The 25,844-nt window shown below is 41.1% G+C and carries 23 protein-coding genes; 10 read left to right on the top strand and 13 right to left on the bottom strand.

Going from position 1 to position 25,844, the window contains the following annotated elements; genetic code table 11:
* Positions 1–3 precede the first annotated feature (3 nt).
* The 8 genes from murI to GTQ34_RS10180 form a co-directional block, all read right to left on the bottom strand.
* Positions 4–783: a glutamate racemase gene (murI, locus tag GTQ34_RS10215; protein ID WP_166523710.1), complete on the bottom strand. Its 780-nt coding sequence runs from the start codon at positions 781–783 to the stop codon at positions 4–6.
* Positions 784–869: 86 nt separating this feature from the next.
* Positions 870–1,379: an OmpH/Skp family outer membrane protein gene (locus GTQ34_RS10210; protein WP_166523709.1), complete on the bottom strand. Its 510-nt coding sequence runs from the start codon at positions 1,377–1,379 to the stop codon at positions 870–872.
* A gap of 45 nt (positions 1,380–1,424) precedes the next feature.
* A complete protein-coding gene (locus GTQ34_RS10205) occupies positions 1,425–2,261 on the bottom strand; it encodes an OmpH/Skp family outer membrane protein (protein WP_166523708.1) in 837 nt (278 codons plus the stop codon).
* A gap of 98 nt (positions 2,262–2,359) precedes the next feature.
* Entirely contained in the window at positions 2,360–5,032 is a 2,673-nt protein-coding gene (locus GTQ34_RS10200) for a BamA/OMP85 family outer membrane protein (RefSeq protein ID WP_166523707.1), read from the bottom strand.
* On the bottom strand, positions 5,004–5,744 hold the full coding sequence (locus GTQ34_RS10195; protein ID WP_166523706.1) for an isoprenyl transferase: 741 nt from the start codon (positions 5,742–5,744) through the stop codon (positions 5,004–5,006). The genes GTQ34_RS10200 and GTQ34_RS10195 overlap by 29 nt, the downstream gene beginning before the upstream one ends.
* Before the next feature lies 1 nt (position 5,745).
* Positions 5,746–6,429 (bottom strand): type IX secretion system protein PorG, encoded by a 684-nt coding sequence (porG, locus tag GTQ34_RS10190; protein WP_166523705.1) that lies wholly within the window; start codon positions 6,427–6,429, stop codon positions 5,746–5,748.
* 113 nt (positions 6,430–6,542) lie between these two features.
* Complete coding sequence (locus GTQ34_RS10185; RefSeq protein WP_166523704.1) at positions 6,543–7,424, bottom strand: NAD kinase; 882 nt, start codon at positions 7,422–7,424, stop codon at positions 6,543–6,545.
* Between the two features lies 1 nt (position 7,425).
* Entirely contained in the window at positions 7,426–8,082 is a 657-nt protein-coding gene (locus GTQ34_RS10180) for a CBS domain-containing protein (RefSeq protein ID WP_166523703.1), read from the bottom strand.
* 85 nt (positions 8,083–8,167) lie between these two features.
* On the opposite strand from GTQ34_RS10180, the gene GTQ34_RS10175 reads away from it, so the two are divergent.
* The 7 genes from GTQ34_RS10175 to clpX all read left to right on the top strand — a co-directional run bounded on the left by GTQ34_RS10175 (position 8,168) and on the right by clpX (position 15,218).
* Positions 8,168–8,884, top strand: coding sequence for a pyridoxine 5'-phosphate synthase (locus GTQ34_RS10175; RefSeq protein ID WP_166523702.1), 717 nt, complete (start codon positions 8,168–8,170; stop codon positions 8,882–8,884).
* Entirely contained in the window at positions 8,884–9,654 is a 771-nt protein-coding gene (locus tag GTQ34_RS10170) for an alpha/beta fold hydrolase (RefSeq protein WP_166523701.1), read from the top strand. The genes GTQ34_RS10175 and GTQ34_RS10170 overlap by 1 nt, the downstream gene beginning before the upstream one ends.
* 134 nt (positions 9,655–9,788) lie before the next feature.
* Positions 9,789–11,285 carry an SGNH/GDSL hydrolase family protein gene (locus GTQ34_RS10165; RefSeq protein ID WP_166523700.1) on the top strand — a complete coding sequence of 499 codons (1,497 nt, stop codon included), beginning with the start codon at positions 9,789–9,791 and terminating at the stop codon, positions 11,283–11,285.
* 74 nt (positions 11,286–11,359) lie between these two features.
* On the top strand, positions 11,360–11,704 hold the full coding sequence (locus GTQ34_RS10160; RefSeq protein WP_166523699.1) for a phage holin family protein: 345 nt from the start codon (positions 11,360–11,362) through the stop codon (positions 11,702–11,704).
* A 97-nt stretch (positions 11,705–11,801) separates the two neighbouring features.
* Complete coding sequence (gene tig / locus GTQ34_RS10155; protein ID WP_166523698.1) at positions 11,802–13,124, top strand: trigger factor; 1,323 nt, start codon at positions 11,802–11,804, stop codon at positions 13,122–13,124.
* 90 nt (positions 13,125–13,214) lie between these two features.
* On the top strand, positions 13,215–13,895 hold the full coding sequence (gene clpP / locus GTQ34_RS10150; RefSeq protein ID WP_166523697.1) for an ATP-dependent Clp endopeptidase proteolytic subunit ClpP: 681 nt from the start codon (positions 13,215–13,217) through the stop codon (positions 13,893–13,895).
* An 87-nt stretch (positions 13,896–13,982) separates the two neighbouring features.
* Positions 13,983–15,218, top strand: a complete 1,236-nt coding sequence (gene clpX / locus GTQ34_RS10145; protein ID WP_166523696.1) for an ATP-dependent Clp protease ATP-binding subunit ClpX — start codon at positions 13,983–13,985, stop codon at positions 15,216–15,218.
* Positions 15,219–15,222: 4 nt separating this feature from the next.
* On the opposite strand, the gene GTQ34_RS10140 is transcribed toward clpX, so the two are convergent.
* Positions 15,223–15,762 (bottom strand): alpha/beta fold hydrolase, encoded by a 540-nt coding sequence (locus GTQ34_RS10140; protein ID WP_166523695.1) that lies wholly within the window; start codon positions 15,760–15,762, stop codon positions 15,223–15,225.
* Between the two features lie 177 nt (positions 15,763–15,939).
* Positions 15,940–17,451, bottom strand: a complete 1,512-nt coding sequence (locus GTQ34_RS10135) for a GH3 auxin-responsive promoter family protein (RefSeq protein ID WP_166523694.1) — start codon at positions 17,449–17,451, stop codon at positions 15,940–15,942.
* Positions 17,452–17,547: 96 nt separating this feature from the next.
* On the opposite strand from GTQ34_RS10135, the gene GTQ34_RS10130 reads away from it, so the two are divergent.
* From GTQ34_RS10130 to GTQ34_RS10120, 3 genes are all read left to right on the top strand, one after another.
* Positions 17,548–18,342, top strand: a complete 795-nt coding sequence (locus GTQ34_RS10130; RefSeq protein ID WP_166523693.1) for a DUF2797 domain-containing protein — start codon at positions 17,548–17,550, stop codon at positions 18,340–18,342.
* 30 nt (positions 18,343–18,372) lie between these two features.
* Positions 18,373–19,707 (top strand): YfcC family protein, encoded by a 1,335-nt coding sequence (locus GTQ34_RS10125; RefSeq protein WP_166523692.1) that lies wholly within the window; start codon positions 18,373–18,375, stop codon positions 19,705–19,707.
* 111 nt (positions 19,708–19,818) lie between these two features.
* The gene (locus GTQ34_RS10120; protein ID WP_166523691.1) at positions 19,819–20,586 is read left to right on the top strand and encodes a DUF6090 family protein; all 768 of its coding nucleotides are present in this window, start codon (positions 19,819–19,821) and stop codon (positions 20,584–20,586) included.
* Between the two features lie 4 nt (positions 20,587–20,590).
* On the opposite strand, the gene GTQ34_RS10115 is transcribed toward GTQ34_RS10120, so the two are convergent.
* From GTQ34_RS10115 to sppA, 3 genes are read right to left on the bottom strand one after another with little or no spacing between them, the layout of a single operon-like run.
* A complete protein-coding gene (locus GTQ34_RS10115; protein ID WP_166523690.1) occupies positions 20,591–23,278 on the bottom strand; it encodes an AsmA-like C-terminal region-containing protein in 2,688 nt (895 codons plus the stop codon).
* A gap of 36 nt (positions 23,279–23,314) precedes the next feature.
* Positions 23,315–24,022: a queuosine precursor transporter gene (locus GTQ34_RS10110; protein WP_166523689.1), complete on the bottom strand. Its 708-nt coding sequence runs from the start codon at positions 24,020–24,022 to the stop codon at positions 23,315–23,317.
* Positions 24,023–24,026: 4 nt separating this feature from the next.
* Positions 24,027–25,787 carry a signal peptide peptidase SppA gene (sppA, locus tag GTQ34_RS10105; RefSeq protein WP_166523688.1) on the bottom strand — a complete coding sequence of 587 codons (1,761 nt, stop codon included), beginning with the start codon at positions 25,785–25,787 and terminating at the stop codon, positions 24,027–24,029.
* Positions 25,788–25,844 lie beyond the last annotated feature (57 nt).

Genomic DNA, 25,844 nt, shown 5'->3' with positions numbered 1-25,844 from the left:
CCTTTAGAAATCCATAGAAAAAATCTCGGAATTGGGACTTTGTACAAGATTTTCAAGTACCGCGGTATTCGAGTTACTGTAAAAAATGTGGGTTGGGGTTCCTTTTCTATCAGACAACAGCCCTTCTTTTTTAAGTACGGCATAGGTCTGTCTCGCCACCGCTTCACCTGAATCGATAATTTTGATATCACCCGGAAGCATTTTCTTTAGTACAGGTATTAAATAGGGATAGTGCGTACATCCCAAAACGAGGCTATCTATGTTTTGCTCCAACATAGGATCAATGTATTCCGCGAGTAGGTTTTGCATGGCTTTTGAATCGGTTTGCCCGGCTTCAATAAGTTCAACCAACCCTTTTCCTTCACGTTCGATGATGGTTATTCCTTGCGCAAACAGTTTGGATGTGTTATGGAACAAACTACTGGAAAGTGTTCCCTTGGTGGCCAATACACCCACTTTTTTGGTCTTTGTTTGAAGTGCTGCGGGCTTAATTGCTGGTTCAATACCGATAAAAGGTATGTTATAGTTGGCCCTTAACTGTGCAATGGCATTCGTAGTGGCGGTATTACATGCGACTACGATAATCTTACAGTTTTTTGTAAGCAGCAGCTCGGTATTCTTGATACTCAGGGCAAGAATTTCCTTCTCCGTTTTGCCACCATAGGGGGCATTGGCACTATCAGCCAAGTACACGGTATCTTCATAGGGAAGTTTTTTAACGATTTCCTTCCAAATGGATGTACCCCCAACTCCAGAATCAAAAATACCTATGGGTTCATGCATGTCCAAAAATAGCAGCTAAGTTGAAATAAAAAAACCGCTTTGTCCAAAGGGCAAAGCGGTCTTCAAAATTTGGTGTAACGTAGCTTTTAAAAACCCAATTCTTGTTTTACGGAAGGTAAAAGGTCTTTTCCTTTAGCCACGATAAGGCTCAATCCTGGGCTGGCGTCGATTACATAATCGAACCCTTGTGCAGCGGCCACCTTTTCTATGGCTGCTTTTGCCTTATCGGATATGGGTGCAAAAAGTTCTTGTTGCTTTTTTTGCATTTCTTGCATTGCTGCCTGCTCAGCTTCCTGAATGTTTTTTTCGAACCCTTGGAGTTCCACTGCCCTTTTTTGATTTTCCTCCTCGGACTTTGAAGTGGCTTCATTGGAGTATTGGGTGTACTTATTTCTAAGTTCCGTCATGGAACTCTCAATGTCTGCCCTATACGTTTCTTGCAGTTTTTTCAGTTCTGCCTGTGCTGATTTCATCTCCGGCATTTCAGATAACAATTGTTGCACATTGATGTGGGCAACCTTGCTCTGTGCATTTACAAACCCCGTAGCTGCTACAAATAAAACTAGGGCTACAGCAATCTTCTTTACATTTTTCATGATTCTAAGTTACTATTTTGAATGTTAATTTTAGTGTTTCAATATTTATTGTTGTATTGAATCTTTTGTCTGTTCCTGCGCTTTTTTCCGTTCTTCCAATTTCTCTTTACGTTTGGCCTCGCGCTCTTCCAATAATTTTTTTCTTCTTGCCTCGTAGGCCTTTTTTCGTTCTTCCCTTAGTCTTAGTTGCTCGGTTCTCCGGTCTTCAGCTGCCTTGGCCTTGGTCTCTCTATTTTCTTCAGCTTTCGCTTGTCTTTCTTTAAGGGCCTCACTGATTTGTTCATCTGTGGCTTCCTCTTCCTGCTTGAACTTGTCCAGTCGACTCTTTTCCTTGGCCTTTTTGTTGGAAGCGCTTACCTTTCTGGTACGTCCTATTTCCCTCAAAACCAAATCACTGATGTCATGTCTTTTTTCGGAGTACAACATTACAACATCTGCCGATTTATCGAAAATAAAATCATATCTTTTATTACCGCCGATTTTTTGTACCTCGTTAAACACTTGGTCCTGTATGGGCTGTATCAATAGCTGTTTTTGCAGGACCAAATCCCCTTGAGGGCCGAAACGGTCTTGTTGGTATTTCAGCATTTCAGTCTCCAAAATTTGAATTTCCTCCTCACGCTCAGCTATTAGCTCATCGGTAAGCAACACCTTTTCTGCCGAAAGGTCTTTCTTCATTTGCTCAACAGTACTTTGTTTGAGCTCAATTTCCTGTTTCCATTTTTCGGCCTTTCTGTTCAGCTGTTCCGTGGCTTCTCTATATTCCTCAACATTTTCCAGAATGTATTCCATATCCACATAACCTATCCGAACACCACGTTGGGAGAATCCATATAGCGATGACATTAAAACAGCTATTGTCAAAAGAACTTTGGTACTCATTTTTGGTTCCGCATTTTGTATAGAAAATATCGTGCCAAAATAACTAATTAATTTAAAATGAGTTATTTATAAATTACTAAAACACAAATTTTCTTTGATTAAAATTGCTGTCCGATAATGAAGTGCGTTTGCCAGCCGCTTGGTCCTGTTGATTGCGGTCTGGCATCTGAATCAAAGCCATAACCAAAATCAATCCCCAAGAGTCCGAATGCCGGCATAAATATACGTAGCCCCACTCCGGCAGATCTTTTTAATTCAAACGGATTAAAGTCGTTAAAATTGTTGAATGCGTTTCCTGCCTCCAAAAATGAAAGTGCATAAATGGATGCTGATGGTTTCAGGGTCAATGGATAACGCAACTCCAATGAGAACTTGTTGTAGATGGTACCACCGTCCTGTTCTACTCTATTGGTAATTGGATTTAAGCTGAACGGGGTTAGTGAGCTGTTTTCATAACCTCTCAGCTGAATTACATCCCTACCATCCAAGGTGAAGTTCCCTAGCCCATCACCACCGACGAAAAACCTTTCAAAAGGTACATTTCCTATATCTTGGTTATAGCTTCCCAAAAAACCAAACTCGGCATTGGTACGCAATACCAATTTGTCAACTAAATTGGTGTACCAGTCGCCACGAAATTTAATCTTATAGAATTCCAAAAGCTTAAATCGTTCCTCTTCCAGCCTTTCCAAATCATCACTCAACTGTTCGAATTCCAACTGCTCCTCTATATTTGCTGGGTTGGGCCCTATTTCAAAAAGTCGTTCTGTGGTAGAATCAATATCCTCCCTCAATTGCTTGAAGTCCTTTGAACCAAAAAGTGAATAGGGAGGGGTGAATTTTGCCGTTAGCTCAAAGTTGGAGCCGCTCAATGGGAAGATTCTACTCGGTCCCTGCGAATTTCTTGATATTCCAAAGGTATAGCTCAAAGAATTGGAGCTACCATTTCCAAAATTGAAAAGTCCATTGTTGAAATTATCAAAATCGTACAACTGGTAACTCAAGGAATGGGATACGGTAAAGAAATCATCAGGCCATTGTACTCTTTTGGCCAAACCAGCTGAAACACCAGTAATGGCAAAACCCCTGCTACGGTCCACATCCAACCTACCACTATTGTCAAAATTGGTGGCAAATTGCTGGGTACGTGAGAGGGATAGGTTGAATCGCACTGGTTTCTTGCCGCCTAACCAAGGTTCGGCAAAGTTTAGACTGTAAACACGAAATGTTCTACTGGCCTGCAAACGGAGGGCAAAAGTCTGCCCGTCTCCCATGGGAACAGGTTTGTAAGCTTCTCCGTTGAAAATGTTCTTCAGGGAGAAGTTACTGAATGAAAGTCCCAAAGTACCGATAAAACCGCCGCCGCCAAAACCTCCTTGAAGTTCTATCTGGCTGGAACCGGCTTCCACAAGGCTGTATTTTATGTCCACGGTACCGGCATTGGGATCGGGGTTTTGAATATCTGGAACAATCTGTTCGGCATCAAAGAAACCCAATTGCCCCAATTCCCGAATACTACGTACCAGGTTGTCTTTACTATACTTCTGTCCGGGTCTAGTTCTTAGTTCCCTAAAAATTACATGGTCGTTGGTCTTGTCGTTTCCAACCACCGTAACATGATCTAAAAAGGTTTCTTTTCCTTCTATGATTCGTATTTCAAAATCAATCGTGTCATTAGCTGCCGAAATCTCAACTGGATTAATGCTTGAGAAAAGGTACCCATTGTTCTGATACAAATTGGTCAAGTCTTGGGCATCGGGTTTGGAGTCGTCTGCAATGCGTTCTTTCAACAATACACCATTGTACGTCTGCCCTTTTCGAATACCTAACACTTGACTCAATTGCCTATCGGTATAGACCGAGTTGCCCACAAAGTTGATTTCTCCAAAGTAATATTTGTTCCCTTCTTCTACCTTTATCTTAAGATCGATATTGTTTTCGTCCACTTTGGTAAACGTATCCATTAAAATACGGGCATCTCTGTAACCTTTTTCAGCATAGGCGTCCACCAGACTGTTAAGGTCTTCCCTATAGTCTTCTTCTATGTATTTTGATTTTTTCCAAAAACGGTAAAACTTCTTCTTTTTGGTTTTCTTTAAAGACTTGCGAAGCCGCTTATCAGACAGCTTTTCGTTTCCTTCAAATACGATTTTCCGTATTTTGACCTTATCCCCTTTCTTGACATTGATCACCATGCTCTGAGCATTGGTCGCCGAAGTATCTGCCGTAGTGGCAATGTTCACCCTAGCGTTCAGGAAACCCTGTTTCTTGTATTTATTCTGAAGGTAGTTTTTGGTATTGGTGATTAAACTTTCAGTAATCTTTTTTCCTTTTTTAAGGTCGGTATCGTTAATAATGTCTTCAACCTTACGCTTCTTTACACCGTAAACAGTAACGTTGGTCAAGGTAGGACGCTCCAAAATGCTTAGTTCCAAAAATATCTCATCCCCTTCTATTTTTGTATAGTACATTTCCACATTGCTGAAAAGCTCAAGGCTCCACAACTTTTTGATTACTGCACTAATTTCATCACCAGGTACTGTAATAGGCTGACCGACCCTAAGACCAGTATACGTCTTTACGGTTTGTTCGTTATAGCTTTGAAGGCCTGTTACTTCCAGACCACCCAATATATAGCGTTTTCCATCCTCAAAGGAAGTGTCCTGAGCAAAAGTTTGAACAGTGAAAAGCAACAGGGGAATCAGTAGTGCTAAGTATGGTCGGATGAAGTATTTTATACCTTTAGTTAAGTTGTTCGCTAGTTTTTCCAAATCGTCGTTCTCTATTTTGGTAACTTAATATTGCCTCTACCAAATGATGCTCTCTAAAATCGGGCCAAAATACATCAATAAAATATAATTCAGCGTATGCTATCTGCCAAAGTAAAAAATTGCTTATCCTACGTTCCCCACTGGTTCGGATAAGCAAGTCCACATCTGGCATAAAATGCGTGTAAAGATGAGTATTTATAACGGTTTCGTCAATATTTTCAGGTGAAATTATATTATTTTTAACTTTGGTCGCAATCGCTGTTACTGCTGATTTAATTTCTTCCCTAGACCCGTAACTTAAGGCCAATGTAAGGGTCATCCCCGTGTTGTTGGATGTTTTTGAAATAACCTCAGAAAGTTCTTTTTGTGCTTTGGATGGAAGGGAATCTATTTTGCCGATGGCCCTCAACCTTATGTTGTTCTTGCTCAAGGTCTTCATTTCTTTCCGTAGCGAGGCCACCAATAATCGCATCAAAGTCTGAATTTCGACTTTTGGACGGTTCCAGTTTTCTGTGGAAAAAGCATATAAGGTTAAAAACTGAATTTCCAGCTTGGCGCAGCTCTCAACGGTGTTCCTTACCGCTTCAACACCATTTTCGTGCCCAAAAACGCGAAGCTTACCCCTCTCTTTGGCCCATCTGCCATTGCCGTCCATGATAATGGCCACATGTTTGGGAAGTTTATCTTTGTTTAGGTCTTCTAGCGTATGCATGTTATTGAAAACAATCCTGGCAGGGCTTGCGTCCAAAGGTATACGTTAATGTAAAACCCGAAAAGACGTACCAGTCATCGCTCAATATATTTCCGAATCTAAACTGCTCAAAATTGGAACCTTCAGGATTGCTAGCATCCAAATTGTCCGTAAACGTATATCTGGCCCCAATCTCGGCACCAAGAATCAGGTATTGGTTTAACCGATACTTTGCCCCAACCGTCATTGGAATTGCAAAACTACCTTCTTTTTGGTTAATATCCTGCACCTGAAGGGCATCAATGTAGTTAAAATCGTATCTAAAATAGGTCAATCCCGTGTAAAGATAAGGGGTAAAGGCTGGTCCTAGTTTATGCAGATTATATTCAACAAAGTTGAATTCCAACCCCAATGAGGCTTCGAGCACCGAATTTTCAACCACATAATCACGCTGTTGTCGTGAAGATTTGCCTGATTTTGAATCGTCTGCGGTGAAATCTCCGTATAAAATACTTGCCCGCCAAGCGTATCTTTTGCTTTTGTTCCATTTAAATATACCGCCAAATGCCGGTCCTGAAGGCAAAATATAATTCGTGCGGCCCACATCTCCAATCACATTGGCCCCTCCTGCAAAAACACCAACCTCATAGGTCTGTGCACTTACCTTTACCACACAGCAAAGAAAAATAGCCAAAACTATTCTCATACTATCCAAAAAATTACGCATGTTAAGAGTAAAGGAAGATCTATAGATTTCTGGTTATTCATGTTCTCCTTTGATAAACAGTTTTTAGCCTTTTTTATTGTTTTTAAAAGGGCTCAATTCCGTTTGTCTTCACCCCAGAGCAATTTGTTGCGAAGTGTTTTCAGGAAGCTTTCAGACTTATACTCAATCATTTTAATAGTAAAATCGGATTTTTTTACCTTGATTTCCTTCCCATTGGGGATATTGGCTATTCTTGAATCCAACGAAACAAGATGTGTATGTTCCCTACCTGAAACCTTAAGACGTATTTGCGTGCCATCGTCAATGACCAAAGGACGAGCGTTTAGGTTGTGCGGAGCAATCGGAGTAAGGACCAAGGCTCTTGCATTGGGCGCAATAACAGGTCCACCACAGCTCAAGGAATAACCTGTAGATCCAGTAGGTGTGGAGATAATAAGTCCATCGGCCCAATATGAGGTGAGATATTCATCGTTCAAATACGTTTCCACCGTGATCATCGAAGTAGTGTCCTTTCGGCTCACGGTTATCTCGTTAAGGGCAAAATTCATATCTCCAATTTCATCTATATCCTCGTTGAGCTCAACTTCCAGCAAGGTTCTTTCCTCGACGGTGTAACGACCTGCAACGAATTCAGATACCACCTTGCGGACGTCCTCTTTTTTGAAGGTAGAAAGAAAACCCAATCTACCGGTATTTACCCCTACAATGGGTATACCCAAATCCTTTATGTAAGTAACGGCTCGAAGCATGGTCCCGTCGCCACCAAAACTGACAAAAATATCAAAGGAAGCATTCAGTCCATTGTCTTGCGTGAATGTCCCGTAGTCCATTCCCCGAAAATGTTTGGAAATTTCTTTCGCAAACTTTTTCTCAAAAAAAATTGTGGATTCAATTTGATGAAGTTCCTCCAACAAATCTTTCAAGTAGATGAGATCTTCTTCCTGAATTGCTTGACCGTAAATGGCAATCTTCATGCTACACGTTAAGGTATTTTTCCAAATAGTCTGATCGCTGTTTCAAGTCCTCTAAAAACTGATCGTCACTATTTCCGAACACAATAGTATAGTTGTATCTTCTAAAGGTCTGTGCCACCTCGTTAAGGTTTTGGGTCCCTATTTTTAGTGTGATTTGAACAACATCATTCATGGAATCTGTAATGAATGCTCCCAAAAGACGAGCGTTGTTGCTCTCTACTATTTGGGCTATTTCACTGAAAGAATAATCCTTTATTCCTGTAGAAACCACCAAAATTGCACCAGGTTCCCTAAAAAAAGGAGTATCAATGAACATGCCCACGATATCCTCTAAGTCGTAATATCCTATTATTATATGATCGTCATCCAAAATAGGTAACACGTTGGCTTCATTTCTTGCGAACATTTCCAAAACGTCCAACCAGGAGGTTTCCTTACCCACATAGAAAGTTTCCAACTCATATCGAAAATCCTCAATCTTTTTATCTGGTTCGTAGCAGGCCAAATCGTTTTCGGAGAGCAACCCTATGTAAATTCCATTTTCGGTAACACCTACATGCGAGAACGTAGTCTCTTCAAAAAAACGTATTACTTCTTCCAAGGTCTCGGAGACCTCAAAAATGGGAATAGTGGTTAAAATTTGATCGTGAATCTGCATGATTTTCCTATTGGGTGCAAAATACTAATTTTAAATCGCAAAAGGTGTGCCTAATTCTTATTTTTGACACGCTAAAAAGGACTCTATGACAAAGTTGAGTGTCAATATCAACAAACTGGCCACCTTGCGAAATTCACGTGGTGGCAACCAACCTAATTTAATTACTGCTGCGCAGGATATCGAAGCGTTCGGTGCACAGGGCATCACCATTCATCCTAGACCGGATGAGCGACACATACGTTATAAAGATGCCCATGACCTTAAAAAGGTGGTGACTACAGAACTCAATATAGAGGGCAATCCCATTCCGAAATTCATCGATTTGGTCCTCGAGGTAAAACCAACCCAGGTAACCTTGGTACCCGACGCGGAGGATGCCATTACCTCCAATGCAGGGTGGGATACCCATAAGAACAAAGACTTTTTGGCGGATGTCATTAAAACTTTTAAACAACATGGAATTCGCACGTCCATCTTTGTAGATCCAGAGGTAACCATGGTTAAAGGGGCGGCCGATACGGGAACAGATCACATAGAGCTCTACACGGAAAGCTACGCTAAAATGTTTGCAGCGGGTGAGGCCGAAAAGGGAATCCAGCCTTATGTCGATGCAGCCAAGATAGCTCACGAACTTGGACTAGGTATAAACGCAGGCCATGATTTGAATCTTGAAAATATCAGATTTTTTAAAGAACGTATCCCTCATCTGCTAGAGGTATCCATAGGTCATGCACTTATCTGCGAGTCCATTTATTTAGGATTGGAAAATGTTGTCAGCATGTATTTACACCGATTAAAATAATGGAAATATTGCATTCAAAGATTATGGGCACAGGAAAGCCATTGCTTATTTTGCATGGTTTTTTAGGGATGTCCGACAACTGGAAAACACTGGGAAGCAAATATGCTGAACAAGGTTTTGAAGTACATCTGCTAGACCAACGCAATCACGGCAAAAGTTTTCACTCACCAGACTTTGACTATGTCATATTATGCCAGGATGTCGTGAATTATATAAAACACCACCATCTTGATGAAATAAATGTATTGGGGCATTCCATGGGAGGCAAAACGGCCATGCAATTGGCTATTTCCAACCCAGAAATAGTATCGAAACTTTTGGTAGCGGATATTGCACCCAAGTTTTACCCACCCCACCACCAACATATTATTGATGCACTGATCCAACTTGATTTTAATCACATTACCAGCCGAAAAGAAGCCGACAAACAACTTTCAAAACATCTATCTGATTTTGGAATACGGCAATTTCTGCTGAAAAATCTTTATTGGAAGGACAAAAGCACGCTTGGATTCCGGTTTAATCTTGACGTATTGAAAAACAAAATAGAAGAAATCGGGGAAAACATTGATTCCACTGCTACTTATCATGGACCAACTCTTTTTATAAGGGGTGACAGATCTGAATATATCATGCCAAATGATTTTCAGATAATAATAAAAAACTTTCCCAATGCAGCCTTGGAAACCGTGGATAATGCCGGGCATTGGCTTCATGCCGAAAATCCAAATCAGTTCTTTAAGAAAACGTTACAGTTTTTAAATTCATAAAAATCATCCCTTTTTATTATGCATGCATAATTTTTTTGGGCATTTTATTGGCTGTATAACAAATTTGACATAGTTTTGGTTAATTCAGATATAACCATAAATTTAACTTAAACTAACTCTAACGGATTTTGGATATGAAAAAGTTCTATGCCTTATTTCTTTTTGTGGGCGCTCTCTTTGTTGCGTGCAGCGAGGACGACACACCTGTTGATACCCCAGACCCAGACCCCATAGTATATACTTCCGGAACCGCAAATTTTTCCAATTATGTGGCAGTTGGTAACTCCCTCACTGCTGGATTCTCCGACAATGCCCTATTTATAGATGGCCAGGAGGCTTCACTTCCAAACATGCTGGCCTCAAATTTTGCGCTGGCCGGTGGAGGAAGTTTCGAAATCCCTTTTATGGCGGACAACTTAGGTGGATTGACCCTCGGAGGTAACCCAATTTCCGAGAACAGGTTTTTCTTGGCCTTTTTGCCAGATGGCCCATCTCCCACTCCAGTAGAGGGACAAGGAACAACTGAAGTTTCAACAAAACTTGCAGGCCCATTCAATAATATGGGAGTGCCCGGCGCAAAAAGCTATGAGCTATTGGCCCCTGGCTATGGCAGCGTGGCCGGAGTGGCAATGGGAACGGCCAATCCTTATTTTGCAAGATTTTCTTCTTCAGAATCTGCAACGGTTGTTGGTGATGCCGTGGCTCAAAACCCTACTTTTTTCTCATTATGGGCAGGTGCGAATGATATTTTATTGTATGCCACTAATGGAGGTGACGGTGTTGACCAAACAGGAAATTTGAATCCTGCTACCTATTCTAGAAACGATATTACCGATCCTAATGTATTTGCAGGTTCTTTGGATGGTATTTTACAGGCCATGACGGCCAATGGTGCCGAAGGTGTTATTGCCAATCTGCCCAACGTAACGGATATCCCCTATTTCAATACAGTGCCCCATAACCCAGTTCCTCTGGATGCAGCAACCGCAGCTCTTTTAAATGGTGCTTATGAGGCATATAATCAAGGTTTATTGCTTGCTCAGAGTTTCATGCTCATAGATGCTGACGAAGTTTCCAAAAGAACAATTTCATTTTCGGCCGGCGATACCAATGCCGTAGTACTATTGGACGAAGACTTGACAGACTTGACAGGTGTTGACCCGGGATTGATCAATATGAGACAGGCCACAGCTGAAGACTTGATGGTATTGACTTCAAGAAATTTTATTGGCACTTTGGCCAACCCAGCGGATCCTACTTCGATAAATGGGGTAGCCATTCCCTTGGCTGACCAGTGGGTTTTGACTCCAGAAGAACAAGAAGCTGTGGAAACAGCATTAAATGCCTATAACCAAACCATAGAGACCTTGGCTGGAGCATACGATTTGGCTTTGGTGGATGCCAATGCACTCTTAAACGAATTAAAGACAACTGGTTTCCCACAAACTGATGGCAGTACGGTAACGGCCACTTTCGCAACAGGAGGGGGTTTTTCACTGGATGGTGTGCACCCAGCACCCAGAGGGTATGCTATTTTAGCCAATGCATTTGTGGCAGCCATCAATGCAAAGTTTGGATCTAACCTACCCGGAGTTAATCCATTAGATTACACTGGGCTTTATATTCAATAAACTAACTTATTTTTATATCTTATAGGCACCGTTTCGGTGCCTTTTTTTATGTAGAAAAGTTTAAAGCAAATCTTATGAAAATCATTTTACGACTTCTTTTGAATGCATTGGCCGTTATCATATTGTCCTACCTCTTGCCCGGTGTAGGTGTCGACTCCATGGTCACCGCAATACTTGTTGCCTTAGTCCTGAGCTTGCTCAACTTTTTGGTTAAACCTATTTTGATTGTATTAACATTGCCGATTACCATCATTACGCTCGGGTTATTTCTACTGGTAATCAATGCAATTATTATTCTCATTGCAGCGCATTTTATTCAAGGATTCGAAGTTTCAAGTGTGTGGTGGGCCATAATATTCAGTCTCCTACTCTCTTTTTTACAATCCTTTTTACACTCCCTTTTAAAAGAAGGCCAATAGAAGTATTTATTGACATTCAACACTTTAAAAGTTGCCGTCAAACCAAAAATATCTTACTTTTGCCACCCATTTTCGGAACAGCAAATCACGTTAGTAGATGAATATTACAAAAGAGCAGATTGATGAGCTTAATGCAGTTGTAAAAGTTGCCATCAGTAAAGAAGATTATCAAGATAAGGTCGATAGCATCCTAAAGGACTATCGTAAACAAGCCAACATTCCCGGTTTTAGAAAAGGGCAGGTCCCTATGGGCCTCATTAAAAAACAATACGGCAAGGCCGTTTTGGTGGATGAGGTGAATAAATTGTTGCAAGACAATCTCAACAAATATCTAACAGAAGAAAAACTGGATGTATTGGGCAACCCCTTGCCTAGACAACAAGAAAACTTCGATTGGGAAAACGAAAATCTCGATTTTGAGTTTGAATTGGGATTGGCTCCAAGTTTTGATGTAAGTCTAAAAACAAAAAAGCCCATTGTACATTACAAGATTGTAGCGGACAAAAAAATGATTGATGACCAAGTGGAACGTATTCAGAAACAATACGGAAAATTGGTGTCGAAAAAGGAGGTAGAGAAAGGTGATGAGATCACTGGTACTTTTACCAATGAAGCAGAAGAAATAGACAATAAAACCACTATTGAACTCAGTAAGATAAAAGGTAAAAAGGCACTAAACGCCTTGGTGGGAAAAAAAGTAGGGGATACCGTTTCGTTATCCACCAAAGGACTCTTCAAAGAAGAATACCTGCTCTCCAGCGCATTGGGCATTTCCCGAGAAAAGGCTGAAAAGCTGAACATTGAGGTGAACTTTATCGTAGAGGAAATCAACGAACGTCAACCCGCCACATTGGACCAAGAATTGTTCGATAAGTTGTTTGGAAAAGACAATGTGAAGTCAGAACAAGAATTGAAAGAAAGAATCAAGGAAGATTCTGAAAAACAATTTGAACAGCAGGCTGATCAAAAGTTGCTGAACGACGTTACCGAAAGATTGATTGATGACACCAAGTTTGAACTTCCAGCAGATTTTTTAAGAAAGTGGATTCAAATCAGTGGAGAAAAAATGCTAACCGATGACGAAGCAAAAGAGGAATTTGAAAAATCTGAAAAAGGGCTTCGTTATCAACTTATAGAGGGAAAAATAATCAAGGAAAACAATCTTCAAGTACAATTTGAGGAGTTGAAGGAATTTGCCAAAGGTTTTGTCAAATCCCAAATGGCGCAATATGGTCACATAAATCCAGAGGAGCAGGAATTGGAAAATATTGCCAATCGTGTTTTGGGCAACCAGGATGAAGTAAAGCGTCTCTCAGAACAGTTAATGAGCCAGAAGTTGTTGGACCTTTATAAGGAGAAAGCCAACCTTAAAGTAAAAGAGGTAACCTATGACAACTTTGTTAAGGAAGCCTACAGCTAATCATTGGCTAAAAGAAAAATAAGTATCTTTACGGTGCCGAAAAGCCAGTTTTTCGGCACCTTTTTTTTAAGATAACACGAAGAAAATCCTATGGATTACGGAAAAGAATTCAAAAAATACGCCACCCAGCATCATGGAATCAATAGCATGCATTACGACCAAATAGTAAGCAGTCTATATCCCACGAACATGACGCCAAACATCATTGAAGAAAGACAGCTGAATGCCATTGCGATGGATGTTTTTTCTCGATTGATGATGGACAGAATCATTTTTTTGGGTACCGGGATCAATGACCAAGTGGCCAATATTGTACAGGCACAGTTGCTGTTTTTGGAAAGTGCTGATGCCTCCAAGGACATTCAGATTTATATTAACTCCCCCGGCGGAAGTGTATATGCCGGTTTGGGTATTTACGATACCATGCAGTTCATTAAACCCAATGTGGCAACCATCTGTACTGGAATAGCCGCCTCTATGGCAGCGGTGCTGCTTTGTGCTGGGCATGAAGGTAAAAGAAGTGGATTGACCCATTCAAGGGTAATGATCCATCAACCGCTTTCAGGAGCAAGGGGACAAGCCAGTGATATAGAAATTGCAGCGAAGGAAGTATTGAAAATCAAAGACGAACTCTATCAAATCATATCAAAGCACTCGGGACAGACTTTTGACAAGGTCTACGAGGATAGTGACCGTGACTACTGGATGAAGGCCGAAGAGGCCAAAGCATACGGTATGATTGATGAAATCTTAGTAAGGGATAACTCCTAAAGACCTTCAAAATGCTCTAAAAACGGGCCACTTTATAAACCAAATGCCCATTTTTTGCGTTATTAGTGGTTGAATATAGTAGTTGATATGGCAAAGGAAAACTTAGAATGCTCTTTTTGTGGTAGAAAAAAACCAGAAACCAATCTATTGATTGCTGGTTTGGATGCACACATTTGTGATAGATGTATAGAGCAGGCCCATAGCATTGTAGCCGAAGAGTCCAAACAATCGAAAAATCAAGACCTCTCCTCTGAGTTGGTATTGAAAAAACCAGTTGAAATCTGTGATTTTCTGGACACTTTCGTTATTGGGCAAGAAAGAACAAAGAAAGTAATGTCCGTTGCCGTTTACAACCACTATAAACGACTTTTACAACCCAAAGGCAAAGATGATGATGTTGAAATACAAAAAAGTAACATTGTTATGGTTGGGCAAACGGGAACTGGAAAAACCCTGATTGCCAAGACCATTGCCAAAATGCTCAATGTCCCTTTGGCCATTGTGGATGCCACGGTACTTACCGAAGCAGGTTATGTAGGTGAAGATGTGGAAAGCATCCTTACCCGACTGTTACAAGCAGCTGACTATAACTTGGAAAAAGCAGAAAGAGGTATCGTCTTCATTGATGAGATTGATAAAATTGCCAGAAAAAGTGACAATCCATCTATTACTCGTGACGTATCCGGAGAAGGAGTACAACAAGGACTTCTAAAATTACTGGAAGGCACCACGGTCAACGTTCCCCCAAAGGGAGGTCGAAAACATCCGGACCAAAAATTTATTGAGGTCAACACAGAAAATATCCTATTTGTTGCTGGTGGTGCATTTGATGGCATCGAACGTATAATTACCAAGCGTTTGAACATGCAGGCTGTAGGTTATAGTGCTTCCAAAGCAGAGGACAGATTGGATAATGAAAACATTCTTCAATATATTATACCCAAAGATCTCAAAGATTTTGGACTGATTCCTGAAATTATAGGAAGACTTCCAGTGCTAACCCACATGAATCCATTGGACGCCAAAACACTCAGGGCAATCTTGACAGAACCAAAAAATGCCATCATAAAACAGTATGAAAAGCTCTTTGCAATGGACGATATTACCTTCACCATTACGGAGCAAGCTTTGAACTATATTGTAGAAAAAGCGGTGGAGTACAAATTGGGAGCACGTGGTCTACGTTCGCTTTGCGAAGCAGTGTTTACCGATGCCATGTTTACACTACCAAGCAGCGATGTAAGCGAGTTTAAGGTGACCAAGGCCTACGCCGAGGAAAAGCTTAGCTACGAAACCATCAAAAAACTCAAGGTCGTATCCTAAGGGATTAAACCACTTTTTTGGTGACTTTTTGCAAAAGTCCAAGACAAACATCCGCTATAATCTTTTCATCGGTATATAGATGATGTCCAAAACTTGGAATGATTTTTAGGTCGACACCCAATTGCATGGCCCATTTTAAATCGGGTTTATGTTTATCGCATTCGCCAAACATAAGATTCATTAACACATTGGGAGCGTGTTCTTCCATCCGTATCCTGGTAGATGACAGCGCAGTCAGTGATTTCACTGGAAGACCCTTCAGTGCCGCTTTCCAGGCAATGGTGCCTCCTGTACTAAAAGCCAGATAATGGGCTGGCTCGGTTTCTTTTCGTAACAGACTTGCAACAGCCGCATCGATGCCTCCATTAACAAATGCGTTATGGATGTTTTCTTCAGAGGAGATGGGCACATCGATGTCACCCAACTGCTGGCAATCGTAAAAAGTAATGTCAAAATATTGCTGCAGATACCCAAAATAAGAAGCTATCCAGAGCCCCTTTTTGGCTCCCCACATATCTGAAACAACAACAAGTTTATTTGCCATAATATTTATTGGTTTTTTATTTAGCAAAGATTTGATAGGGGAAATTTCATCAATAAACGCTGAAAAGTCGCTTTTATTTGTTCAAAAGAAACCTTTGTTCGATGAAAGGTCAAACTTTACGAAAACGTTTTCGTAAAATTAAGGATTAATAGTGAAGTACCCTAAAACTTTGGGTGATTATTGGTTCAATTGCAATAATTCTTCTAGATAAACACGCTCGTTGGACAACCTGGGAATCTTGTGTTGTCCCCCCAATTTGTTCTTGGATTTTAGCCAATCATGGAACAAATTCTTCCTGGCCAAATGTACTGTGGGCATCTTTAGCGTCATATTGTTGTATCGTTTGGCCTCATAATCTGAGTTAAGCGATTTTAAGGCATTGTCCAAAAATTCTGTGAAGTAAGCTATGTCCTTTGGAGGTTTTCTAAATTCAATGATCCATTCATGACTTCCTTTATCACTTCCATCCATAAAAATGGGAGCGGCTGTATAGTCCATAATCTCTGCGTCAGTCTTTTGACATACCCGCTTTAAGGCCTCCTCGGCATTTTCGATGATCAATTCTTCACCAAAAGCATTCATGTGGTGCTTAGTACGACCTGTAATCCTGATCCGATAGGGATTTTTCGAGGTAAACCGGATGGTATCTCCAATTTTATATCGCCAAAGACCTGCATTGGTAGTAATCACCATCGCATAGTTTACCCCTAACTTTACATCCCACAGGGGAATGGCCTTTTCTTCATTGCTGCTAGAATCCAAGGGAATGAACTCATAGAAAATACCATAGTCCAGCATCAACAGTAAATCTTCAGAGTTGTTTCTATCCTGGATGCCGAAAAATCCTTCCGATGCATTGTAGGTTTCGTAGTAGTTGAACTTTTTTCTGGGGAGTAGTTTCTTGTATTGATCTTTGTATGGCGTGAAACTTACTCCTCCGTGAAAATATACTTCCAAGTTTTCCCAAATCTCAAAAAGATGGTTCTTTCCGGTCTTTTCCAATACCTCGTTCAACAACACCAACATCCAAGAAGGCACCCCAACCAAACTGGTCACGTTTTCATGGATGCTCTCCTCGATTATTGCCTCCAATTTAGATTCCCACTCGCTCATTAATGAAACTTTATTACTGGGCGTACTGCTATATTCTGCCCATAGGGGCATGTTGTCAATCAAAATGGCCGAAAGATCTCCGAAAAAAGTCCCGTTGTCCTCATACAATTCCTTGCTACCTCCCAACCGTAAACTCTTTCCTGTAAATAGTTGTGAGTCTTCGTTATTGTTCAAATACAGACAGAGCAAATCCTTGCTGGACTTGTAATGGCAATCTTCCAACGCCTCTGTGCTTACGGGTATAAATTTGCTTTTGGCATTGGTAGTGCCACTGCTCTTGGCAAACCATTTAATGGTCGTGGGCCAAAATAGTTTTTGTTCGCCCCTGCGCGTCCTTTCTATCAAAGGAGCAACATCCTCATAGCTTACAATGGGCACTCTATTGGCAAAATCTTCATACTTGGGAAGATCACCGAACCCATATTGTTTGCCTATCATGGTATCCTTGGAAAAATCAACCAAATATCGCAATACTTCGTTCTGCACATCCAATGGATACTTTAGAAAGAGCTCTATTTGATGATATCGCTTTCTCAATAGCCAAGATGCAATGGAATTGAATAAGGGTATTGGCATTTTAGGTATATTTAACCAAGAATTTAGTCGGGTGCAACAGCTAAAATAGCTTTTCTGGCATTCATTATCAAATCAGTAAAAAACATCCATCCCAGTATGCTTTACGAAGGAGTACTCCGAAAGATGCAAACCGAAAATGGCAGTCCCATACAATATTTTTTGGTCTTCGAAAAAGATTTTCTTAACCTGAACCAAGCCCTGGACAAAGAAATCCAGATTGATTTCATCAAGTTTCAATGTCTTAACTGTGGTCAGGAAAGACCCATTTACCGGCAGGGGTTCTGCAAATCCTGTTTCTATGAAACACCATCAGCCGGAGAATGGATTATGAAACCGGAATTGAGCACCGCTCATTTGGATAAGGAAGATCGCGATTTGGAGTTTGAGAAAAGAATGCAACTACAGCCCCATATTGTCTATTTGGCCAATTCGAGCAACGTTAAGGTTGGAGTAACAAGAAAATCGCAGGTGCCTACCCGTTGGATTGATCAAGGAGCACATGAAGCCATCGAAATTGTGGAAGTACCCAATCGCTATTTGGCGGGAATTACGGAAGTGGCTCTAAAAGAATATGTAAGTGACAAGACAAGTTGGCAAAAAATGCTCACCAACCGCATCGAGGATGTCGATTTGGTGGAATGGCGGAACAAATTGAAGGCCAGTATCCCAGATGAAGTGACCGACTATTTTATTGCGTCCAACACTGAAACCCATCTAAATTTTCCTGTATTGCAATATCCAGAAAAGGTAAAAAGTCTTAACCTTGATAAGACCCCTAGTTATCGGGGAACATTAAAGGGCATAAAAGGGCAATACCTCATCTTTGATGATGGCACAGTTTTTAATGTCCGCAGCAATGAGGGATATTATGTGGGAATAGGCATCAATTGAATTTTATGCTGAATTACTAACAACGACTTAATGAAAAAATTTCCCAATGCATTTGTCATTATCATCGGCGTTGCTTTCTTGGCATGGGCACTCACCTACCTAATTCCACAGGGGTCATATCAGAGAACAGTGAATGAAGAATCTGGGGTGGCCCGGGTTATTAACGACTCGTACCAAACCATAGATGCAGAATATCTATCCCCTTTTGATTTTCTGTTAGCCATTCCTGAGGGCATTGCGGGAAGGGCGGAAACTATAGTGCTAATACTTCTTATTGGGGGCTGTTTTTACATCATCGAAAAAACAGGTGCCTTGAACCAAGGTTTGGGCAAGCTTGTTTCGTTGTTGGAAGGAAAGGAAGTTTTGGCGCTCATAATCGTCTCCGCACTTTTTGCTGCAGGGGGAGCTACAATAGGGCTTCAAGAAGAGATTGTGGCCATGATACCCATTCTACTTCTTTTTGGGCGCAGCTTGGGCTATAATACCTTGGCCACACTTTGCATGAGCTACGGTTCAGCAGTTTTGGGAAGCGCCTTTAGCCCATCCAATCCGTTTGCCGTGATCATTGCCCAAAAAGAAGCTGGAATCCCCTTGCTTTCCGGAAGCGAGCTACGGCTTGTTGTCATGTTAGTAGCGTTCACGATTTGGATACTGTATTTGATTCGATATACCCAAAAAAACAAAATTGAAAAAGTAGAAATGCCACCCGTTGAGAAATCCTCAAGTATTAGGGGTCAAATTATACTTACCTTATTATGTGTGACCTTTGGTGTGGTAATCTATGGTGTGTTGAACATGGATTGGGGATTTAATGAGATGTCCGCCTGTTTTTTTGGACTTGGAATCGCTTCTGGCTTAGTCGGAAAATTGGGTGTAAATGAGACCGGTGAAATGTACATTGCTGGATTTAGAGAGATGATTTTTGCTTGCATAATTCTTGGATTGGCCAATAGCATATCATTAATTTTAAAACAGGGTATGATCATAGACACTGTAGTTTATGGACTTTTTGGCCCATTACAGTATCTTTCTCCTGCCGTTTCAGGGGTAGTCATGATGATTTCCCAATCATTACTGCATTTTCCGCTTCCCAGCTACTCAGGCCAGGCAGTCTTGACCATGCCCATACTGGTTCCCTTATCCGACCTCATCGGCCTTTCCAGGCAAACCTGCGTGCTCGCCTTTCAATATGGAGCCGTTCTAGCTGATTTCATTACCCCCACCAACGGTGCGCTTATGGCAGTTCTTGCCGTCTGCAATGTTCCGTACAATAAATGGGTAAAATTCATCTTCAAACCCTTGCTCCTACTTTTGGCCATAGGTGCCATGGCCATTGTTATTGCCGTTTCAATTGGATATGCATAATGGCAAGAAGCGGTTTACACAATTTAAAACTACGCTTCTAATTTGCTAGATTAGGGGTAACCTAAACCTACATGAAACAAATACTTAAAATGCACCAGCTGATATACTTCCATGCTCAAACTTTTTAGAAAAATCCGAAGAAAATTAATTGATGATAAAAAAATCGGCAATTACCTGTTGTATGCCATGGGAGAGATTGTTTTGGTGGTCATAGGTATTTTAATTGCCCTCGCCATAAACAATAGCAACGAAGATAGAATTAAGAGAGAAAAGGAGCAGGTGTACCTAGTGGGGCTGAAAAAAGATTTTGAAACCAGTAAAATAAAGCTGGAAGAACTCATTAGGGTAAATAGGGAAAGCTATGGAGCAGCAAAGGAAATAATGTTTCTTATGGACAAAGAGCAAAGCCCCTCTGAACAGATCTTATCAGAACTGTTTATCAAAGCCTTCGCCTATGATCTATTCTTTATTCCCAACAATTCGTTATTAAACGAAATGATCAATTCCGGGAGCCTAAAAGATATTGCCAATGTTGAACTAAGAGTGCTACTTACCAATTGGATTGCGACGGTTGATGATGTTAGCAACCAAGAAGAGTTCCTTAGTGAGCAGAGAAACAATGTGATTGAAATTTTTAGGATTGAGGGACATAGCATCCGAACCATTATGGACCGCACTGGCATGTCATCCCAATTGGGATTGCCCTTACAGAAGAACGCTTCCAGTAATCTGAAGGTATTGGAGTCCATTGCTTTCGAAAATGACATTTTAATGTTCATTATCACATCTGAAGCTACGGAGGATGCACATTACCAACCCCTTATGCAAGATCTCAACAATATTTTGGGGCTCATTGCAAAAGAAATTAAAACAAAGTAGGATACTAGTTTACCGTATCTTTCTTCTTTTTGCCCAACAACCCTCCCAAAATGGATTTGGCGGTATTTTTAACCGGATCCTGTTGCCCGGTTTTGGTGGAATCTTTGGTTTCAGGCTTATCTCCTCCCAATAATGTACCCAAAGTTTCCCTCACCCCTGGAGATTTTGTGGATGTAGAATCCTGTTTATCATTCTGCTTTAAAACATCGGACAACAAATCCCTGGCCTTATCCTTTCCTTTGCCAACCAGTTTTTGTTTTTGAATTTCAACCAATTGAGCAGTCAAATTTTTTACCCCAGAGCTCAGGTCCGTGCTCACTGTTGGATCAGTATAGCTACCTCCAATATTGGCAGTGACCGGAACCGTTAGCCCTTCCAAACTTGAATCGTCGATTTGAGCAATCAGATTGTTTACTTCTTTCCCCAAATATTTCGCAGGAACATCGAGGGTAGCTTTATACTGCATCTGGCTATCAAAAGTATGGCTTCCATCCACTTTTACTTCAATATCCTTGTACTTTAGGCTAAAGGGTTTCACTTGCACCCTTCCATTATCAAAACTCAATGCCGTCTTAAGATTGTCAAAGTTGATATTCTTAGTGTCCAGAAAATTCAATTTGTTGCCCAAGCTTGAAAGCAACGGAGCTTTTTCCGGATTTACCTTGGTAGACAACAGTTCGGCCAATAGATTCCCCGAAATTGAAGTGAGATTTGGTGTTAAATCATCTTTGAGTTTTCCCGAAATCTCGATGTCCGAGTTTAGTTTGCCTTGCAAAGCATTGGCCAACGGTGCCAATACCTGAAAAAGTTCCAGAGCTGCAAAGGACTCATCGATGTTGAAATCGGTCATGCCCAAATTCATCTCAAAAGAAGAGGTTTCACCTTTGGTGGATACCGCCCCTGAAAGCCCCAAATCCCCACCAAACAAATCGGAAGTCAAGTTTTTAACGGTAGCAGTTTCATCTCTAATGACAAAAGTGCCCTGTACATTTTTAAGATTGAGGTTGTCATAAACAACCGTATTTGCTTTGGCGTTGATGGTACAATCCAAAAAGGATGGTATTTTTATCCGCTCGTCTGTTTCTGGACTCGTTTCGGCCTGCGGTTCCCCTTCAGCCGTATCCGCTACCATAAAATCGTTCAAGGCAAATCGATTTGAGTTTACGTTAAAATTCCCTTCCATTTTTTCTTCATTGAACATAAATCCCAGGAAATTGGTCAGGGTACCACTGGCCTTAAAATCAGTGTCCCCCGTTTTTCCATCAAAGGAATTTACAGTAACTGTTGTAGGGTTGAAGGTCAACGAAGCTGTATTGATGACCATTGGATTTTTTAGCTCCTCCGAAGCATATTCAAAACCCGAAACGTTCATTTTACCCTCCGTTTTGGTGTTTTGGTATCGCTTTTTCTCCAAGGATTCCATATCGAACGAAGTGGTGACATCCGCATCCAACAATCCCTTAAGATTATAGCTTTCCGGAACAGGATAGGCCTGGGAAATATTGGCCAAGTTGATTCGGCCATCCATATGGGCCTGCACTTTGGTATTTCCCGTTAAATCCCGAATTCGGGAATTTAGGTTGAATTTATCCTGATCAATGGTAAAGGACATTTTCTTGATATCCACATAAGTATCCTCCGTAATTCCGGTGGTATTTTTTATTTCGGTGTCAATGAAAACATTACGAACGGACTTGGGCAATTGGGGATACTTAAAGGAAGCATTGTCCGATTTTATTTTGATATTGAATGTAGGAATGTGCTCTTCATCCACAAGGCCCTTAAGTTGTCCTTGCACCACAAAATCGCCACTAGTCTGAACATCCTCGATGTTCTTGGAGTATTCCTCAGGTATCACCGCCAAAAAATTCTTGAAATCAGAAGATGGTGTTTCGAACGTGATATCCACCTCTTGGTTTTCTTCATTAACCTGAACAAATCCATCAAAGACCAAGGGCAATTTGTTTACCATGGCCTTGTTTTCCATAAAGGTATATTTGTTCTCATTTAGATTGATACCCAACAGCGCATCCAAAAACAGTTTATGATTTCTAAGATAATTGGTGCTGTCCATCTCTAAAGAGATGAGCGCATGGGTATGCGTATCCAATTGCGATTCTTCCAAAGAAAGGTCCCCAGTCCCCGTATGGTTCATTTCAGAAATATCCAACCGTATACCCGAGGACAAATCATCGTATAGGATTTGGCTATCGGTAATGGCATATTCATCCATGGCGAATGTAAAATCGTTTCCGGATGCCGTCGATGCATCCGTTTCGGTACCATCCTGTTTTGCAATATCATAATTGGCATTCTCGGCGGCATCGACCTTGATGTGCAATTTTGCACCATCAATATTTAGACGCTTGATTGTAATGGGTTCCGCTGCAGACTTGAACAGCTCTTTGATCGACATACTAAGCGCCACTTCATCCGAAACAAACAGGGTATCCCCTTCAAAAGGGGCGTGGTTCACCAATGAGATTTTCTTGAGAGATACATAAGCGTTTGGGAAACTCTTGATCAAACTGAGCTGGGCATCCTCAAAGTCCAAAGTAGCGTTGATGTTATTGTTCACCTTATTCTTAACAATATCACCAATTTTACCTTCCAAAAACCAAGGCAGGGCCACAATAAGGGCAATCAGAAGAAGTAGGATAAAGCCAACAATCTTTAAGGCTCTTTTTTTCATAATTTGGGATTTTGATACAAAATAAAGGAGAAGTTGCTAATCCAAGGATATTTCTTCCCCTATTTTTAAGTTAAATCTTTTCCGCATAAGATATACGAAAAAATACAGCAAAGGGGTGTCGAACAAAGCTACCATTACCTTGAAAATGAATCCACTGAGCACCAATCCATAAAATTTATCCCAGGGCAGCACACCGAACAGGCAAAGAAGTCCCACTACAGTAAATGTATCTACAAACTGGGATGAAAAGGTGGAGAAGTTGTTCCGCAACCACAACATTCTGCCATTGGTCCTACGTTTCCAGAAATGGTAGATGGAGATATCGATGTACTGCGCAAAAAGGTAGGCCAGCATCGATGCCAAAACCCCTAGTGGCGATAGTCCGAACACCTCGGTGAAGGTTTCGTTACCAACCGGTGATGAAGGTATAGCGGGCGCTTCATTGGAAACAAAAATAATCAGCATGGAAAATACAGAGGCAAAAATACCCGCCGTTACGACCTGATTGGCCTTTTTTCGTCCATAAATCTCTGAAATCAAATCCGTGATCAAAAAGGTAATGGGATAGGGCAGAATGCCCACGGAAAGTTCAAAAAGGGGAGCTCCGAAAATGGTTACATCTCCAAAAGGCTCCCAATAGAAGAACTTTTGAAAAATGAGGTTAGAGACCACTAAAGAGGTGATGAACAGGGCTCCCAAGTATAAATAAATGGAAAACGCTGCTTTCTTGTTTTTTGGCGTCATTCGGCTATCTAATATTTAAACTGAAAGGTATTTTTGCCTGAACTCCCTTTTGCTCTGAAAACTGTTTAAATTCTTTTAAAAGCCCATATGCTTCGGATCCGATCTGCTCTTCGATGGCCCATGCACCAATTTTGGATTTCATACCGCCCATATCCTCCATAAACTGTTCAAAACTGGATTTGTATTTGGGATACTTTCTAATGCCATAGGTATCCAAACCAGCCATTTCAGCTGCTGCCCCGATAGCATCGTCCAAATTTCCCAATTCATCTATCAGGCCATTGGCTTGGGCATCCTCACCGCTCCAAACCCGACCTTGTGCCAAGGAATCCACTTCTGCCAAACTCATATGACGTCCATCGGCCACTCGTTGCAAAAAGGTATTATAGGTTTCATCAACTCCTTCTTGCAATACTTTTTGGAAAGAATCGCTCATCGGTTCGAACAGGGAATAGTCCACAGAATTTTTATTGGTGCCCAGTTGCTCTGCATTTATCCCAATGTTGTCTGCCAATTGATTGATATTCGGAATGGTTGCAAAAACACCAATGGAGCCGGTAACCGTAGTGGGTTCCGCAAAAATTTTGTCGCCTCCCACACCGATATAATAACCCCCTGAAGCTGCCACATTTCCGAAGGAAACCACCACTGGTTTCGATTTTTTGGCCAACTCTACCTCCCTCCATATAATGTCTGAGGCGAGGGAACTGCCTCCTGGAGAGTCAACCCGCAAAACAATGGCCTTGACCTTGTCATTTTTTACCGCCTTCTTCAAAGCTTCGACAATAATGCCCTGTCCAATGAAATCCTTCCCTCCTTCTCCATAAAAAATCTCTCCTTGGGCGTAGACAACCGCCACCTTATCCGACCCTCGACGAATATTTTTCTTGGAAGCCGATTTCAAATAGTCAGCAAATGAAACGTATTTGATTTCAGATTCTTTAGGGACACCTGTTTTTTGACGCAGTAAATCTTCATATTCATCAAAATGCAATTGTCCGTCAATAAGGCCGGAAGTTACTGCCAATTCTGGTGTTCTTCCTCCCAAAGTATCCGCTATTCGATTTAAATCTTGCGGGGTAATATTCCTTGTGGTGGAAATCTCATCCACCATTACATCCCAGATAGAAGTAATCAGTTCGCGAATCTGAAAGCGAGTTTCAGGACTCATCGTATCGGTAAGAAAAGGCTCCACGGCGCTTTTATATTTGCCATGGCGTACGACTTCCATTTGTATTCCTGATTTTTCCTGTAAACCTTTAAAGTATAACACCTCAGCAGATAGTCCTTTAAAGTCGAGCGCGCCTACCGGATTCAAGTAGAGTTTATCCGCAACACTGGTTAAATAGTAATCCTTTTGAGTTAAAAAATCACTATGTGCATAAATGAACTTTCCCTGTGATTTAAAATCCAAAAGCGCATCCCGTATTTCCTTGGCCTGAGCCATCCCTGCTTGTAAAAATCCAGTGGTTATGCTAATTCCTTCAATTTTATCGTCCTCTTTGGCAACCTGTATGGTATGGATTATTTCATCCAGTCCCATTTCAACATCCCAAAGTCCGGCAAAGGGGTCATTCTCATCTTTCCCTACATAATCCCTGATCGGTTCCGTGAAACCCAGTTCCAATATGGAGTTTTCTCGAACCACCACTCCATCTTCTGCCTGACCCAACAAGGCCAGAAAAATGAAGAACATGCCCAAAAGCAGCCCAAACGCCACCAAACACCCCAAAATCGCTGCCAAAACATTTTTCAAAAAGTTCATTCACCTAAAATTTTATTCGGGTTCAAATATAACCATTGTTGCATTGTTTTCTTTATT

The sequence above is a fragment of the Flagellimonas ochracea genome (genome assembly GCF_009903685.1).
GTDB classification, from domain to species: domain Bacteria; phylum Bacteroidota; class Bacteroidia; order Flavobacteriales; family Flavobacteriaceae; genus Flagellimonas; species Flagellimonas ochracea.
Note: the sequence above shows the minus strand (reverse complement) of the source record. Positions and strands in the feature narration are given on the sequence as shown.

Coding starts and splice junctions, on each gene's coding strand:
- murI (WP_166523710.1), bottom strand. CDS start 783: ATGCATGAACCCATAGGTATTTTTGATTCTGGAGTTGGGGGTACATCC.
- GTQ34_RS10210 (WP_166523709.1), bottom strand. CDS start 1,379: ATGAAAAATGTAAAGAAGATTGCTGTAGCCCTAGTTTTATTTGTAGCA.
- GTQ34_RS10205 (WP_166523708.1), bottom strand. CDS start 2,261: ATGAGTACCAAAGTTCTTTTGACAATAGCTGTTTTAATGTCATCGCTA.
- GTQ34_RS10195 (WP_166523706.1), bottom strand. CDS start 5,744: ATGCATACGCTAGAAGACCTAAACAAAGATAAACTTCCCAAACATGTG.
- porG (WP_166523705.1), bottom strand. CDS start 6,429: ATGAGAATAGTTTTGGCTATTTTTCTTTGCTGTGTGGTAAAGGTAAGT.
- GTQ34_RS10185 (WP_166523704.1), bottom strand. CDS start 7,424: ATGAAGATTGCCATTTACGGTCAAGCAATTCAGGAAGAAGATCTCATC.
- GTQ34_RS10180 (WP_166523703.1), bottom strand. CDS start 8,082: ATGCAGATTCACGATCAAATTTTAACCACTATTCCCATTTTTGAGGTC.
- GTQ34_RS10175 (WP_166523702.1), top strand. CDS start 8,168: ATGACAAAGTTGAGTGTCAATATCAACAAACTGGCCACCTTGCGAAAT.
- GTQ34_RS10170 (WP_166523701.1), top strand. CDS start 8,884: ATGGAAATATTGCATTCAAAGATTATGGGCACAGGAAAGCCATTGCTT.
- GTQ34_RS10165 (WP_166523700.1), top strand. CDS start 9,789: ATGAAAAAGTTCTATGCCTTATTTCTTTTTGTGGGCGCTCTCTTTGTT.
- GTQ34_RS10160 (WP_166523699.1), top strand. CDS start 11,360: ATGAAAATCATTTTACGACTTCTTTTGAATGCATTGGCCGTTATCATA.
- tig (WP_166523698.1), top strand. CDS start 11,802: ATGAATATTACAAAAGAGCAGATTGATGAGCTTAATGCAGTTGTAAAA.
- clpP (WP_166523697.1), top strand. CDS start 13,215: ATGGATTACGGAAAAGAATTCAAAAAATACGCCACCCAGCATCATGGA.
- clpX (WP_166523696.1), top strand. CDS start 13,983: ATGGCAAAGGAAAACTTAGAATGCTCTTTTTGTGGTAGAAAAAAACCA.
- GTQ34_RS10140 (WP_166523695.1), bottom strand. CDS start 15,762: ATGGCAAATAAACTTGTTGTTGTTTCAGATATGTGGGGAGCCAAAAAG.
- GTQ34_RS10135 (WP_166523694.1), bottom strand. CDS start 17,451: ATGCCAATACCCTTATTCAATTCCATTGCATCTTGGCTATTGAGAAAG.
- GTQ34_RS10130 (WP_166523693.1), top strand. CDS start 17,548: ATGCTTTACGAAGGAGTACTCCGAAAGATGCAAACCGAAAATGGCAGT.
- GTQ34_RS10125 (WP_166523692.1), top strand. CDS start 18,373: ATGAAAAAATTTCCCAATGCATTTGTCATTATCATCGGCGTTGCTTTC.
- GTQ34_RS10120 (WP_166523691.1), top strand. CDS start 19,819: ATGCTCAAACTTTTTAGAAAAATCCGAAGAAAATTAATTGATGATAAA.
- GTQ34_RS10115 (WP_166523690.1), bottom strand. CDS start 23,278: ATGAAAAAAAGAGCCTTAAAGATTGTTGGCTTTATCCTACTTCTTCTG.
- GTQ34_RS10110 (WP_166523689.1), bottom strand. CDS start 24,022: ATGACGCCAAAAAACAAGAAAGCAGCGTTTTCCATTTATTTATACTTG.
- sppA (WP_166523688.1), bottom strand. CDS start 25,787: ATGAACTTTTTGAAAAATGTTTTGGCAGCGATTTTGGGGTGTTTGGTG.